We start from the raw sequence: 12,218 nt of genomic DNA, 5'->3' as shown, positions 1-12,218 counted from the left end.
CCCTACTTCTTCGCCGCTTTGGCGAGCCGGTTCGCGAGGTCCTTGTCGCGTACTTCGATGCGCCGGTCACCCGCGAACACGTCCAGGCGCCCGTTCTTCAGGTCACGGACGTGAACCACTATCGCGTCGTCTGCCGAGTTCTGCGGGTTGTCGAACGCCTCGCTAAGGGTCGAGACGCTGACGACGGCCCCGCCGACACCAACGGTGGCCGCACCCAGCAGCACAGTCCGACGGGACACCCTCGGTACGGCTCTTGCCCTGCGGGCACTACTCACGGTCGTCCTTTCCAGAACGAGGGCATGGCGGATCGCCATGTGACTTACGGAATCCCCGGCCAGCCACCCGTCCAGCCGCCGGCACCCTGCAATACGGACGCGACCCGTTCAGAGTTCGGACGTGGATGAAAATAAGGAATACGTAAGGATGCGGGCCGTCACGTCGCCATCACCCACGCGTGATCTTGAGTGCGATGTCCCTGGTAAACGTGGGTACGGCCAGCACGCCGGAGGGCGCCGGCGCGGTGGACACCGGCGAGCCGTCGGCCGTCGCGAGCCACCTCGCTGTCCATATTCCGGACAGGCCCGGCACGGTCAGCCGCGCACCGGCCACTGTGGGCGGCCGGTAGGCGTACCCCTCCAGTTGGGTGTTCTTAGTAAGCGCCGCGCGCAGTGCCGCCTCGTACGCCCGCTTCGCGGCCTCGCGCGTGTATTCGGCGGCCCTGACCCATACGAGCACCCGATCGGGCGCGCGCAGACCCATCGCCACGGCGCCCCCGGTGACCTGTGGGCGGAATGGCGTGTATCTCGCTAACCTCTCGCCCGCCAGAAACGCCGATATCCCGCGCACCTGACCCCACAGCTCACGCGGGTCCAGGTACTCGTCCCACCACCAGTACATGGCCGGGCTGGCGAAGCCGGCGAAGGGCGCCGCCCACAACCCGTTGTGCCAGTGAATGCCCTCGGGGTCCACTGTGGCGTCATCGGGCTGCCCGGAGGCGCCGTACTCGGCGAGCACCACCGGCTTGCCGGCCGCACGCGCTCGCTCGATACCGGCCAGGTCCGGCAACTTCGCCGCCGGGTCGCCGGTGTCGTAGACGTGGGTGGTGGCGAAGTCCAATTCGGGCAGTCGCCAGGTGTCGGTGGCGATGCCGCTGCCGTAGCTGTTGGTCGCCAGGTGCCGGTACGGGTCGTTGGCCCGCAGCACCGTCGTCATCCGCTGGATCCAGGGCGCGAGGGCGGCGTCGTCGATCGGCGTCCAGTTCACCTCGTTCCACCACTCCCACGCCCACAGCGCCGGCTCGGCCGCCCACCGCGCGGCGATGTATCGCAGCCGCCGCGAGAACATCGCCTGTGCCGTCTCGTCGGTGACGAACTCCCGCGGCGAGTCGAGCGGGCCACCCTTGTCGGTGTTGTAGGGGTTGTCGATCCACTCGGCGTTGGTGGTCTGGCTGAACTGGCCGTGGTTCAACAGCGTCAGCATGATGGCGACGCCGTGCTCGCTGGCGCTTTCGAAGACGCGGTCGAGCTCCCACGCACGCCGCAGCCTGTTGGTGTAATCGCCGAGTGGCGTATCCGACCACTCCAGGCTGAAGGACCATGGCGCCATCCACACCCGCGCCGCGTTGCCACCGGCCGCCGCCAGCCGCGCGAACCACCGCCGGTAGTCACCGAGCACATCGGACCCTCGGGACCATCCAGTGTTGGCGCCGACCGGAAGGTAGGGCGTGCCGTCGTCGTACACGAATCCGCTGCGCTCGCGATCGAGCCGCAGGAAACCACGCGCCTTCGGCGGCGCGGCGCCGACAGAAAGCGCGAGGTCCGTGCTGCGCAGGCTCCGCGCGGCGACCTCGGCCCGTGCCTTCCATTCACCGGGTACCGCCAGCGTGGCTCGCGCGCGAAACGTTGGTGGGCCTTCGGTTCGGGCACCGTCGGCCGTGAAACCCTGATACCAGAACGCCGGCACCGTGACAGTGGCGCCACCCGGCCCGTCGAGCGTGACGCGCAGATCGATCTCGGCGGGATCGAAGGGGTTGGCCCACACGCCATCGGTGTCCACAGTGAACTCGATGGGACGGCGGGCGGTGAGCGGCCGATCGTCGGCGCGGCGGAGGGTCAGCCGGGTGGCTGGGCGCGGCGACGGTGGGGCTGGTGGCGGTGGGGGACGCTCGTCGGAGTCGCACGACACGAGGACCGTGGCGCCCGCAGCCGCCAGCAGGACACGTCGGGTCGGCACCGCACACCCTTCCTGAACCGATTCAGGAGGTAGAGCCTACCCAGGAAACGCGACCGCCGGCGTGACCCTGCAACGGCGGCGGTCGAGAACGTCGATGAGAGCGCTTCGGCAAGAATAGAGCGAAATCACTGGGTTCGGAAGATGCTCGTGCGCCACGGATTCGGTCGTCGGCAAAACCAGGATTTTTCGGTTACGGGGGGTTACGGTCTGATTCCGATCCTGCGGACGGGAGGAGGAAGCTCCATGGTTGACATGCTTTTCATTGCCACCGCCGGCGCGCTCATGCTCGCTGCGATCGGTTTCCTCGCCGCCTTCCAGAGCAGAGGCGAGACGCCTCGGCCCGGAGTGCCCGAAAGCCCCGCTCCGGAGGAGGCCCGCACCGACGTGTAGCCCCGGCCCGGCCGGGTATCGCAATCATCATGGTTGCTGTTGGCTACACCCTGATGTGCGAGCAGGCCGGGCCGAAACAGCTCGTCGACAACGCGATGCGGGCCGAGCAGGCTGGTTTCGACCTCGCCGTCGTCTCCGACCACTACTACCCGTGGCTCGATACCCAGGGCCACTCGCCGTACGCCTGGTCGGTGCTGGGCGCGGCCGCGTACGCGACGTCGCGGATCGGGCTGATGTCGTTCGTCACCTGCCCGACCCGGCGCTACCACCCCGCCGTGGTGGCGCAGAAGGCCGCGACCGTCGGTTTGCTCTCCGACGGGCGATTCACGCTGGGCCTCGGCGCGGGCGAAAACCTCAACGAGCATGTCGTCGGCGCGTGGCCGCACGTGCAGCAGCGGCACGACATGCTGGAGGAGGCGCTACAAATCATCCAACCGCTACTCGACGGCCAGACGCTGACATACTCCGGCGAATACTTCGAGGTCCCCGAGGCGTACCTGTGGGACCGGCCGGAAAACGGCGTACCGATCGCCGTCGCGGCCTCCGGCCCGTCGTCCTGCGAGCTCGCCGGCGAGTACGCCGACGGCGTCATCGCGGTCGAGCCGGACCACCGCGTGCTGGAGCTTTTCGACGAGGCGGGCGGCGCCGGCAAGCCGCGCTACGGCCAGGTGGCGATCTGCTACGGCCCTGACGAAGAAGAGTGCCGCAAAATCGTGTACGACCAGTGGCGCTGGTTCGGGCTCGGCTGGAAGGTGAACGCCGAACTGCCCGGGCCGGACTCGTTCGCGAGCGCGACCCAGTTCGTGCGCCCGGAGGATGTGGCGCAGGCGGTGCCGTGCGGCCCGGACGTCGAAAAGCACGTGGCGGCTTTCCAGAAGTTCGTCGACGCGGGTTACACCCACGTGGCCGTGGTACAGGTAGGCGGCGACCGCCAACCCGACTTCCTAGACTGGGCCCAACACGAACTCCTCCCCCGCCTACGCAGCTGAAAGCGGGGCCCCTGAGAGGGGCCCCGCTTTACCTCCTAGCTGCGCCGGAAGGCGTACTGGCGGGGCTGGTGCGCCGCCTTGGTGTTGCCACCCGCTTTGGTCCGTCCGGACCCGCGCGAGGTGGGCTTTTCAGAACGCCGCGCGCGCCCCTCGCCGGCATCGCCGGCCGGTTCGAAGGCCGCTGCGAGACGCTGCTCTTCCAGCTCTGCTGGATCGACGTGTACGGAGAATTCTGCACGCATAAGTGGTGACTCCTTCCGCTGGAGGGAGTCTCGGGCGCCGGCACGCGAAAGAAGCCGCGGCCGCGACGAAGGCAGATTGACGCCCGAGACGGGACAACACACTCGGTCTCAGCAGACGTCAGAAGATCATGCGCCCGAGACTACCCCGAGCTTCCCTCCCCGACCACCGATTTCCCGAGATCTTGGTTCGCCACCGTCGTCATAGCGACGGTGGAGCGCCAAGATTCACGTGTGCCAGCCCGCCGCGCGCAGAGCGGCATGCACTTGAGCGAAGACCTCAGCGGGATTGGCTCGAATCAGGTGAGCTGGGAAGCGAAGGACGCGGTCGCCAGCAATCCATAGCTCGTTCTGGCGCTTCATGTCCGCCCAGAGGTGTCGAGGGTCGTTGTGCTGACCGCCGTCGATCTCGACGTGCACTCCCCACTTCTCGTAGTAGACGTCCAGGTAGCGGCGCTTGCCACTGGCGTCCCGGCGCACCACTTGGCGGCTCGGTTCGGGCAGGCCGTATCGCCGGCTCAGCCGTAGGTAATCGAGCTCGGCGAGCGAGTGCGATCCGCCCTCGGCGTCCTGGGCGGCTGCGGTGATCACCGCCCGTCGCCTGGCGCGCGGCAACCGGTTGAGGACCCCCAGGATCTCCTCCGCCGTGACGAGACGCCGCTGAAACGCGGCTGCGACGATCGCCGCCGCCGCGTCATCCGATCCGGTCCACTGCGCAGCGTCCACCACCGAACGCGGTGGCATCGTACGCGGCGGAGCCGCCATTCGATGAACGTCTTCGCGGGGGAGGGCCGCCGTTCGGTGAATGACCACACGAGGCGGTAGGTCGATCGGCCGCCGGAAGGCGGGAAGCAGCACGTGCACTCCCACGCCCGCGTACCTGTGCAGGCCATACCCGTCCAGCGCGGTGCTGCCGGCGATGAGCGCGCCTCGGCCAGCCGCCAGCACCGCGATCCACAGCTCCTGCTCCCTTCCGATCGGCCCGTTGTTCGTCAGATAGATCTGCCGGTGTACCCGCCGCCATCGACCGCTGCGGACACGGTGCCGTACCGCTGCCTCGGAGAAGAAGCGCCGCGCCTGCCAGTAGGCGAGCACGCCGTCCTGCCGGAACAGAACCCACGTCAATTCGTCATCGTCGTCCCGAGGCAGCACCCTGAAAATCGTCCCCGAAATCTTGGCGCTCCACCGTCCCCATAGCGACGGTGGAGCGCCAAGATTCAGAACCGCCGGTACACTTGCCACCGTGACGTATCGAGTTGCGCGATTTTTGCGCCCCCGGCTGGCCGGTGGGCGTTCGACGCTGCTCTGACTCCTGGAGGATTTTCCGACGGAGCGATGCGAAACCCCCGGCCAGGGCCGGGGGTTCGTCGTATCCGCATCGATTCCGGAGGGAAACCCCATGACACCCGACGACCTTCGCGCTGCCCTGAGCCTGCGCGACCTGACCGACCCGTCCGCCGGCGAGCATGCCGTACAGCACATCGTCGCCGCCATCGAGAACGCGCTGGCTCGCACCTGGGGCGTACCGGTGCGCCGCGATCCCGGACCGCGCGTCGTGCCGATCGCCCACAACTACGACCGGCTGCGGTACTCGACCGGCGCCGTCACCCGGGACCGCCGCTACACCCGCTACGTGGATGACGCTCACATGCTCCGCTCGCATACGACAGCCCGCATCCCCGCGCTGCTGGACGCGCACGGCAGCGGCGACGTACTGCTCAGCGTGCCCGGAGTCGTGTACCGCCGGGACGCGATCGGCCCGCGGCACGTCGGTGAGCCGCACCAGCTCGACCTGTGGCGGGTGAGCAGGGACGGGCCGGCGCTCACCGAAGCCGACCTGATCCACATGATCGCCACCGTGGTCGACTCCGTACTCCCCGGCCAGCCGTGGCGCACGGTGCCGAACGACCATCCCTACACGCTGCACGGCCGGGAGATCTACGTTGGTGACGTGGAGATCGGCGAGTGCGGCCTGGCGCACCCGGACGTGCTGGGCGGCGGCACGGGGCTGGCGATGGGTCTGGGCCTCGACCGGCTGACCATGCTGGCCAAAGGCGTCGACGACATCCGCCTGCTGCGCGCCACCGACCCGCGGATCGCGTCGCAGATGCGCGACCTGTCGCCGTACCGCCCGGTGTCGTCGAGGCCGGCGGTGCAGCGCGACCTGTCCCTGGCGGTCGCGGACGACCTCGACGCCGACCTGCTCGGCGACCGCGTACGGGCGCTGCTCGGCCCGGACGCCGCCGCGGTGGAGGCGATCACGATCCGGTCCGAGACCGGATACGCCGACCTGCCGGAGTCGGCGCGGCAGCGGATGGGAGTACAGCCCGGCCAGAAGAACGTCCTGCTCCGCGTCGTCCTGCGCGACCTGAGCCGGACCCTCACCTCCGGCGAGGCGAACGCCCTCCGCGACCGCGTCTACGCCGGCCTCCACGAAGGATCAGCCTACGAATGGACAACCACATGACGTTTGCGCGGCGGGAGTTGGGGCGGACCGGGTTGACGGTCACGCCGGTGTGTGTGGGCGGCGGGCCGCTCGGCAGCATGCCGGACCTGTTCGGGTACCACGTGAGTGACGAGCGCGGCGTCGAGACGGCGGTCGCCGCGCTCACCGGGCCGTTCAATTTTCTGGACACGTCGGCCGGGTACAGCGACGGCGAGAGTGAACGGCGGATCGGCGAGGCCCTGCGGCAGGTGGGTGGGGTGCCGGAGGGCTTCGTGGTGGCGACGAAGGTCGACCGGGACTTCGGCTCCGGGGACTTTTCCGGTGCTCAGGTGCGCCGCTCGGCCGAGGGGAGCATGACGCGGCTGGGGCTCGACCGGTTGCCGCTGGTGTACCTGCACGATCCCGAGCACATCTCGTTCGAGGAAGGCATGGCGCCGGGCGGGCCCGTCGAGGCGCTGGTCGACATGCACCGGCAGGGCATGATCCAGCACCTCGGTGTGGCGGGCGGGCCGGTCGACCTGATGGCGCGGTACCTGCGTACCGGGATCTTCGAGGCGCTCATCACCCACAACCGCTGGACGCTGGTGGACCGGTCGGCCGGAGAGCTGATCGACGAGGCGGTGTCGCTGGGGGTGGGCGTGGTCAACGGGGCGCCGTTTGGCGGCGGTGTGCTCGCGAAGGGCACGGCGGTGGTCGGCAAGTACGCCTATCGGACCGCGACCGACGAGATCATGCGCCGTATCCGGGCGATGGAGGAGGCGTGCGCGGCGCATGGCGTGCCGCTCGCGGCGGCGGCGCTGCAGTTCTCGCTGCGCGACCCGCGGATCGTGTCGACGATCGTGGGCATCTCCCGCCCGGAGCGGGTCGCGGCCACGGCGAAGATGGCGACCTGGCCGATCCCCGACGAGTTGTGGGGCGAGTTGGATCCACTGGCCGCGCCGCGCGACCAGTGGATCTACTAACGGTTGGGGATCAGCTCCAGGAACTTGTCGGGCACGTTCGTGAACGTGATGTCGCCGCCCCGCTCGTCCCACTCCTCCGGGGTCATGTGGTGCTTGCGGCCGTCCTTGACCTCGAAGATGGCCTTGTCTTCGAGGTCGCGCAGGTACACGGTCTCGCGCGGCACGTCACCGAGGCCCTCGAAGGCGCCCTTGCCGACCGGGATGAACGCCGGCTTGCCGAGCAGCGCGTACTCTGCCCTGCTCAGGTGATACCTGGCGCCGCCGATGACCAGGTGGATGGCGCCGCGGGCGGCCCGGTCGGCGTCGCGCAGGAACAGTGGGCCCTCGGGCGTGGGCCGCCTGACCGAGTCGATGAAGCTGGCGGGCACGTCGGTCGCGGCGGGCTTGCCGAGGTCACCCCACTCGTCCTCGCTGAGGTGGTACTTCGCGTCGCCGAGGACATGGAAGATCGCCCCGGACTTCCGGTCGCGCAGGAACGTGTTGTCGACCGGAGTGCTGTCGAGCGCCTCGGCGAGCCGGTCGGGCACGTTGACGGCGGCGGGCCGGCCCATCGCCTTCCACTCCCCCGGTGTGAGGTGGTGCTTGGCGCCACCGGCCACGATGAAGATCGAGCCGTTGTCCTTGTCTCGGATGAATGTGCCGTTTCGCGGTGTGCCGGGCATCTTGCGGAAGGTGCCGGTGGGGACGGCCGTGAACTCCGGCGAACCAAGGTCCTTGTACTCCTCGGGCGTCAGGTGGAACGGCACCCCGCCCACGACGACGCAGATCGCACCGCCCTGCTCGCGGAGCACGGCGCCTTCGGCGTGCGGCACCGACCGCACCGCCCCTTCGGCGATCTTCTTGTATCGGACGGGCTTGTAGACGGACATCTCGTCGCTGTGGTTGAGGCCCAGGTTGCCGCGGTTGGTGGGGGCTTTGGGGTTGCGCACGGTCTCGCCGAACATGTTGAACGAGTACACGAACGCGCCCTTGCCGTGCTGTTTGGGATTCACCCAGCGCACGAACAGCTCGACGTGGCCCTGTTTGAGCAGCGCGTCGCCCGGCTTGAGGTCGTCCCGGCTGGGCAGTCGGAACGCGCCCTTCCAGGTCAACATGTCGGCGGTGGTCAGGGACTGCGGCAGGTGCCACGACATCGCGACGAGGCCCGAGCAGTCGGTGCGGTACTGCTTGCCGCCCGAGTCCGGCCGGTGCTCTTTGCTGGTGACCGACCCCCCGCTGCTGAACTGAGTGCCATATGTGAAGCGGCGCTCCACCCAGTGCTGGGCCCGTGCGAGCACCTCCGTGCGCCCGATCGGGCCCCCGATCTTCGAAGGCATGCACTGAACGTACGCTCGCGATCTCACTCGGTAAGTCGGATCTTGGACGCAACTACCCGAACGACGCAAGGATGACACCAGATACGGTGACGCTGTGACGTTCAAGGTGCAGGTGACCTGGTGGGGGCACAGCACCGTGTGGGTCGAGGACTCCGGCGTACGGCTGGTGACCGACCCGGTGCTCGGTGACCGCATCGCCCACCTGCGGCGCATGCGTGGGCCGAGCCCGCGGCTCCCGGGGACGCCGGACGCGGTACTCGTGTCTCATCTGCACGCCGACCACCTCGACGTCGCGTCGCTTCGGCAGATCGGTCCAGAGGCCGCGCTGGTCGTGCCGGACGGGGCTGGCGCCCTTGTGCGGCAGCGGCTCGGGCCGGCCTACGCCCGGCGCTGCGTCGAGCTCGCGGTCGGCGACGAGCACGCGCTGGGTGGCGTGCGCATCCGGGCCGTGCCGGCCAACCACCACGGCGGTCGCGGCCCGTGGTCGCGGCACCGCGCGGCGGCCGTGGGTTACACCGTGCACGGGGCGGCGAACACCTGGTTCGCGGGCGACACGGGGCTCTTCGACAGCATGTCCGACCTGGGACCGCTGGACATGGCGCTGGTGCCGGTCGGTGGCTGGGGGCCGACGCTCGGAGCGGGCCATCTCGACCCCTACAGCGCCGCGGAGGCGATGCGGCGAGCCGCGCCACGAGCCGCGGTGCCCATTCACTTCGGCACGTTCTGGCCGGTGGGCCTGATGAGGGTACGGCCGGACAGGTTTCACAATCCGGGGCCGGACTTCGAGCGGCTCACCTCGGTGATCGCGCCGGAAACCAAGGTCACCGTGCTGACACCGGGCGACTCCCTGACGCTGGCTGCCCAGTGACAGCGACGTTGAGCACACTCGTCTGGTTGGTCGCGGTGGTGACGTTCGGGGCGGTGGTGCCGATCGTGCCGACCGGTGCGGCGGTGAGCGGCGCGGCGGCGTACGCGGCACACCAGAACCCGGTGAACGTCGTGCTGGTCATCCTCGCCGGCGCGGGCGGGGCGTACGTGGGCGACCTGGCCATGTACGCGATGTGCCGGTGGGGCGGCGAGCAGCTGGCCCGGCGACTGCACTGGCTGCGCGACCCGGAACGGTTGGCACGCATGGAGAAGAGGCTCCGCGAACGGCAGATCTCGGTACTGCTGGTGTCGCGGCTGCTGCCCGGTGGGCGGGTTCCCGTGCTGCTCGCCGCGGCCGTCATGGGCATGAGCTGGAAGCGGTTCGCGATCTCGAACGGTCCGGCGTGCCTGCTCTGGTCGACGCTGTACGCCGCGATCGGCATCTTCGGGTACGCGATCTTCCCCGAGCCGTGGCAGAGCGTCCTCGCGGCGGTCCTGCTGGTGCTGCTGATCTCGCAGACGATGTCGACGCTCAGCCGGCGACGGGGGGCGTGACCGGCTCCGGGGCCAGCTCGGCCTCGACGTCCGGCTTGCGCAGGCCCAGCCGGTCGAGCCAGTCGACGAGCGTCGCGTAGACCGCCTCCGGCCCGACCAGCGGGTCGGTGCCGAGGTGCCAGCCCGACGGGTACAGCAGCACCGCCTCGGTCTGCCAGCCGCCCAGCCCGCCGTGGCTGCCGACCAGCTCCTCGAACGCCGCCACCTCGTCGACGCCCGGCTCGACGACGCTGAGCACCACCAGGTCGCCCACGTGCGCCATCTCCTGGTGGCGCAGGAGGTCCCTGCGGGCCATCGGCCCGTACGGAAGGAGCGGATCCTCGCCCTCGACCGCGCCGTCGCGCAGCCGGTGGCTGCCGCGCCGGCCGATCGCGACCGGCCCGTCCTCGTCGTCGACGACGACGAGGCCGATTCCCGGGTGCGCGACCAAGCCGTCCAGCAGCAACGGGTACGCGGCCTCGACGTCCGCGCGCTTCAGGCGGCCCGGGTACCGGGTGAGGTACACCATCCCGAGATTGCCGGACGCGATCACCACCGTGGCCGGGTCGTGCTCCTCGATGTGGCGCGCCTCCTCGTTCGCCGGGCCGAGCGTGACCTCGCCGTCCCGGGTGTGCCGGCGCATGGCGGCACGGGTCGCGGCGGCCGTCGGTCCACGCCGGCCGACCGCCTCGGTGAGCAGGGCGTTGACCCGACCCCACTCCTCGGCGGTGCCGCTCGCACCCGCGACCGCCCTGCCGTCGCCGCTGGCGTCTTCGGCGAGCCGGGTCACCACCTCTTGCAGTGACTCGTCGAAGCGCTGCCGGAACGTCGCACCCTGGCTCTGCCCGTGGTCGGAGAGCACCACGAGGTGGTACCGCCGGGCCGCCTCGGACGACAGCCGCTCCAGGATGCCGAGCACCTGGTCCAGCGCTTCGAGGGCCTTCAGCGACTCCGGGCGGGCCGGACCGGCGTGGTGGGCCACCTCGTCGTAGTCGACGAAGTCGCAGAAGATCACCGGTGCGCCCCGGGCCATCTGCTCGGCGATCAGCGAGACGTTCAGGTCGCGCAGGAGCGTGGTGGCGGGCCGCAGCGCGAGGAAGGCACCGCCCCGGCTGACCCGTGGGCGTACGTCGCGCAGCCGCTGCACGCGGGCCTGGTGCAGCTCTCGGATCAGCTCGCCGACGCCGAGCACGATCGCGCGGGTGAAGCCGTACGGGCTGGTCATGAACGCGGCGTACCCGCGCGTCGATCGGCCCGGCAGCGAGGCGTGACTGACCGTGAGCAGGCAGTCGGTGGCGTCGCCGGAGAAGACGTTGCTGATGCTGACCCCGCCGTCGCGCAGCAGGCCCTTTCCGGTGGCCAGGCGCCTTTCCACCTCGGCGGCGTCGCGGGGCCGGCTGGTCACCACGAGGCGCCGGCTGTCCTTCTCGTACCAGCGGAACGCCGGCACCTGCTGGGTGTCGCCGTACAGGATGCCGGCCTGCCCGGCGGGCGTGGTGGCGGGCATACCGGTGTGCCAGGCGGTGAGGCGGTGACTGCGGGTGCGCAGCCACCGGCCGATGTGCGGCAGGTTGCCGGCGCGCACCGCCCACCGCAGTAGCGGCGCCGGTACCCCGTCGAGCTGGATGACCAGCAGTCCCTCGGGGCACGGGTCGGCCAGTACCGCCTTGGCTCCACGGTCAGCCAGCGCCCGCCCGTTGCGCTCCTCGATGCGGCGCACCCGGCTCATCAGCCGCACCGTCTCGGAGACGAACGCGTCGTCGGTGCCCGCGTCGGCGAACCAGTTGACCAGGGCCGCCAGCGCCACCGCCACCCAGGAGGCGCCGAACACCACCGGCAGGTTGGCCACGTGCGTGTCGGGTGCGAGCGACAGGGCGACGTACAGCACGATGACCTGCACGAACGCGCCCAGTACGAGCGCACCGAACCCGCCGAGCACGGTCGCCAGCGCCAGCAGCAGCGGCCTCAGCAGGGCGCCGACCGCCGCCACGGTGACCACCATGCCGAGCAGCCCGACCAGGCCGCGCGCGTTGACGCCCGGCATCAGCCAGAACGTGCCGGCCAGGACGATGAACGAGGTCACGGCGGTGCGCACCAGCGAACGGACCCGCCGGATCGTGGGCCGCCAGCCGCGCAGCGCCCGCAACCCCACCCGCACCCGACCGGGGCGGGCGGCGGTCGCTTCCGGCTGCTGCTTCACGACGGCCACCTGCAAACGATGGCACAGCCCGTCACGCGCCGGC

Annotated in this window: 12 protein-coding genes; 6 read left to right on the top strand and 6 right to left on the bottom strand. The window is 70.1% G+C overall.

Annotation, left to right across the window (positions count from 1 at the left end):
• Window positions 1–2: 2 nt before the first annotated feature.
• Window positions 3–239, bottom strand: a complete 237-nt coding sequence (locus QMG73_RS39665) for a hypothetical protein (protein WP_265249057.1) — start codon at window positions 237–239, stop codon at window positions 3–5.
• 205 nt (window positions 240–444) lie between these two features.
• Window positions 445–2,232 carry a cellulase family glycosylhydrolase gene (locus QMG73_RS39660; protein ID WP_281904321.1) on the bottom strand — a complete coding sequence of 596 codons (1,788 nt, stop codon included), beginning with the start codon at window positions 2,230–2,232 and terminating at the stop codon, window positions 445–447.
• 243 nt (window positions 2,233–2,475) lie between these two features.
• On the opposite strand from QMG73_RS39660, the gene QMG73_RS39655 reads away from it, so the two are divergent.
• The gene (locus tag QMG73_RS39655; RefSeq protein WP_281904320.1) at window positions 2,476–2,622 is read left to right on the top strand and encodes a hypothetical protein; all 147 of its coding nucleotides are present in this window, start codon (window positions 2,476–2,478) and stop codon (window positions 2,620–2,622) included.
• Window positions 2,623–2,651: 29 nt separating this feature from the next.
• A complete protein-coding gene (locus QMG73_RS39650; protein ID WP_281904319.1) occupies window positions 2,652–3,611 on the top strand; it encodes a TIGR03557 family F420-dependent LLM class oxidoreductase in 960 nt (319 codons plus the stop codon).
• A gap of 35 nt (window positions 3,612–3,646) precedes the next feature.
• Here the strand turns inward: QMG73_RS39650 and QMG73_RS39645 are convergent, their stop codons facing one another.
• Both QMG73_RS39645 and QMG73_RS39640 read right to left on the bottom strand, forming a co-directional pair.
• On the bottom strand, window positions 3,647–3,853 hold the full coding sequence (locus QMG73_RS39645) for a hypothetical protein (RefSeq protein ID WP_281904316.1): 207 nt from the start codon (window positions 3,851–3,853) through the stop codon (window positions 3,647–3,649).
• A gap of 225 nt (window positions 3,854–4,078) precedes the next feature.
• Window positions 4,079–4,975 carry a DUF559 domain-containing protein gene (locus QMG73_RS39640; protein WP_281904314.1) on the bottom strand — a complete coding sequence of 299 codons (897 nt, stop codon included), beginning with the start codon at window positions 4,973–4,975 and terminating at the stop codon, window positions 4,079–4,081.
• A gap of 274 nt (window positions 4,976–5,249) precedes the next feature.
• Here QMG73_RS39640 and srmL point away from each other — a divergent pair, with 274 nt between their 5' ends.
• Window positions 5,250–6,317, top strand: coding sequence for a PheS-related mystery ligase SrmL (srmL, locus tag QMG73_RS39635; RefSeq protein ID WP_281904312.1), 1,068 nt, complete (start codon window positions 5,250–5,252; stop codon window positions 6,315–6,317).
• Window positions 6,314–7,258, top strand: a complete 945-nt coding sequence (locus QMG73_RS39630; protein ID WP_281904310.1) for an aldo/keto reductase — start codon at window positions 6,314–6,316, stop codon at window positions 7,256–7,258. Before srmL ends, QMG73_RS39630 begins: the two co-directional genes overlap by 4 nt.
• On the opposite strand, the gene QMG73_RS39625 is transcribed toward QMG73_RS39630, so the two are convergent.
• Window positions 7,255–8,574, bottom strand: a complete 1,320-nt coding sequence (locus QMG73_RS39625) for a hypothetical protein (RefSeq protein WP_281904308.1) — start codon at window positions 8,572–8,574, stop codon at window positions 7,255–7,257. The genes QMG73_RS39630 and QMG73_RS39625 overlap by 4 nt on opposite strands.
• Before the next feature lie 94 nt (window positions 8,575–8,668).
• Between QMG73_RS39625 and QMG73_RS39620 the strand changes: the two genes are divergently transcribed.
• Both QMG73_RS39620 and QMG73_RS39615 read left to right on the top strand, forming a co-directional pair.
• Window positions 8,669–9,442 (top strand): MBL fold metallo-hydrolase, encoded by a 774-nt coding sequence (locus tag QMG73_RS39620; RefSeq protein WP_281904306.1) that lies wholly within the window; start codon window positions 8,669–8,671, stop codon window positions 9,440–9,442.
• Window positions 9,439–9,996, top strand: coding sequence for a DedA family protein (locus QMG73_RS39615; RefSeq protein WP_281904304.1), 558 nt, complete (start codon window positions 9,439–9,441; stop codon window positions 9,994–9,996). Before QMG73_RS39620 ends, QMG73_RS39615 begins: the two co-directional genes overlap by 4 nt.
• On the opposite strand, the gene QMG73_RS39610 is transcribed toward QMG73_RS39615, so the two are convergent.
• Window positions 9,974–12,184, bottom strand: coding sequence for an alkaline phosphatase family protein (locus tag QMG73_RS39610; protein WP_407676917.1), 2,211 nt, complete (start codon window positions 12,182–12,184; stop codon window positions 9,974–9,976). The two genes, QMG73_RS39615 and QMG73_RS39610, sit on opposite strands and share 23 nt — an antisense overlap.
• Between the last annotated feature and the right edge of the window lie 34 nt (window positions 12,185–12,218).

This window comes from Phytohabitans aurantiacus (assembly GCF_027923225.1).
GTDB classification, from domain to species: domain Bacteria; phylum Actinomycetota; class Actinomycetes; order Mycobacteriales; family Micromonosporaceae; genus Phytohabitans; species Phytohabitans aurantiacus.
Note: the sequence above shows the minus strand (reverse complement) of the source record. Positions and strands in the feature narration are given on the sequence as shown.

Coding starts and splice junctions, on each gene's coding strand:
- QMG73_RS39655 (WP_281904320.1), top strand. CDS start 2,476: ATGGTTGACATGCTTTTCATTGCCACCGCCGGCGCGCTCATGCTCGCT.
- QMG73_RS39630 (WP_281904310.1), top strand. CDS start 6,314: ATGACGTTTGCGCGGCGGGAGTTGGGGCGGACCGGGTTGACGGTCACG.
- QMG73_RS39650 (WP_281904319.1), top strand. CDS start 2,652: ATGGTTGCTGTTGGCTACACCCTGATGTGCGAGCAGGCCGGGCCGAAA.
- srmL (WP_281904312.1), top strand. CDS start 5,250: ATGACACCCGACGACCTTCGCGCTGCCCTGAGCCTGCGCGACCTGACC.
- QMG73_RS39625 (WP_281904308.1), bottom strand. CDS start 8,574: ATGCCTTCGAAGATCGGGGGCCCGATCGGGCGCACGGAGGTGCTCGCA.
- QMG73_RS39645 (WP_281904316.1), bottom strand. CDS start 3,853: ATGCGTGCAGAATTCTCCGTACACGTCGATCCAGCAGAGCTGGAAGAG.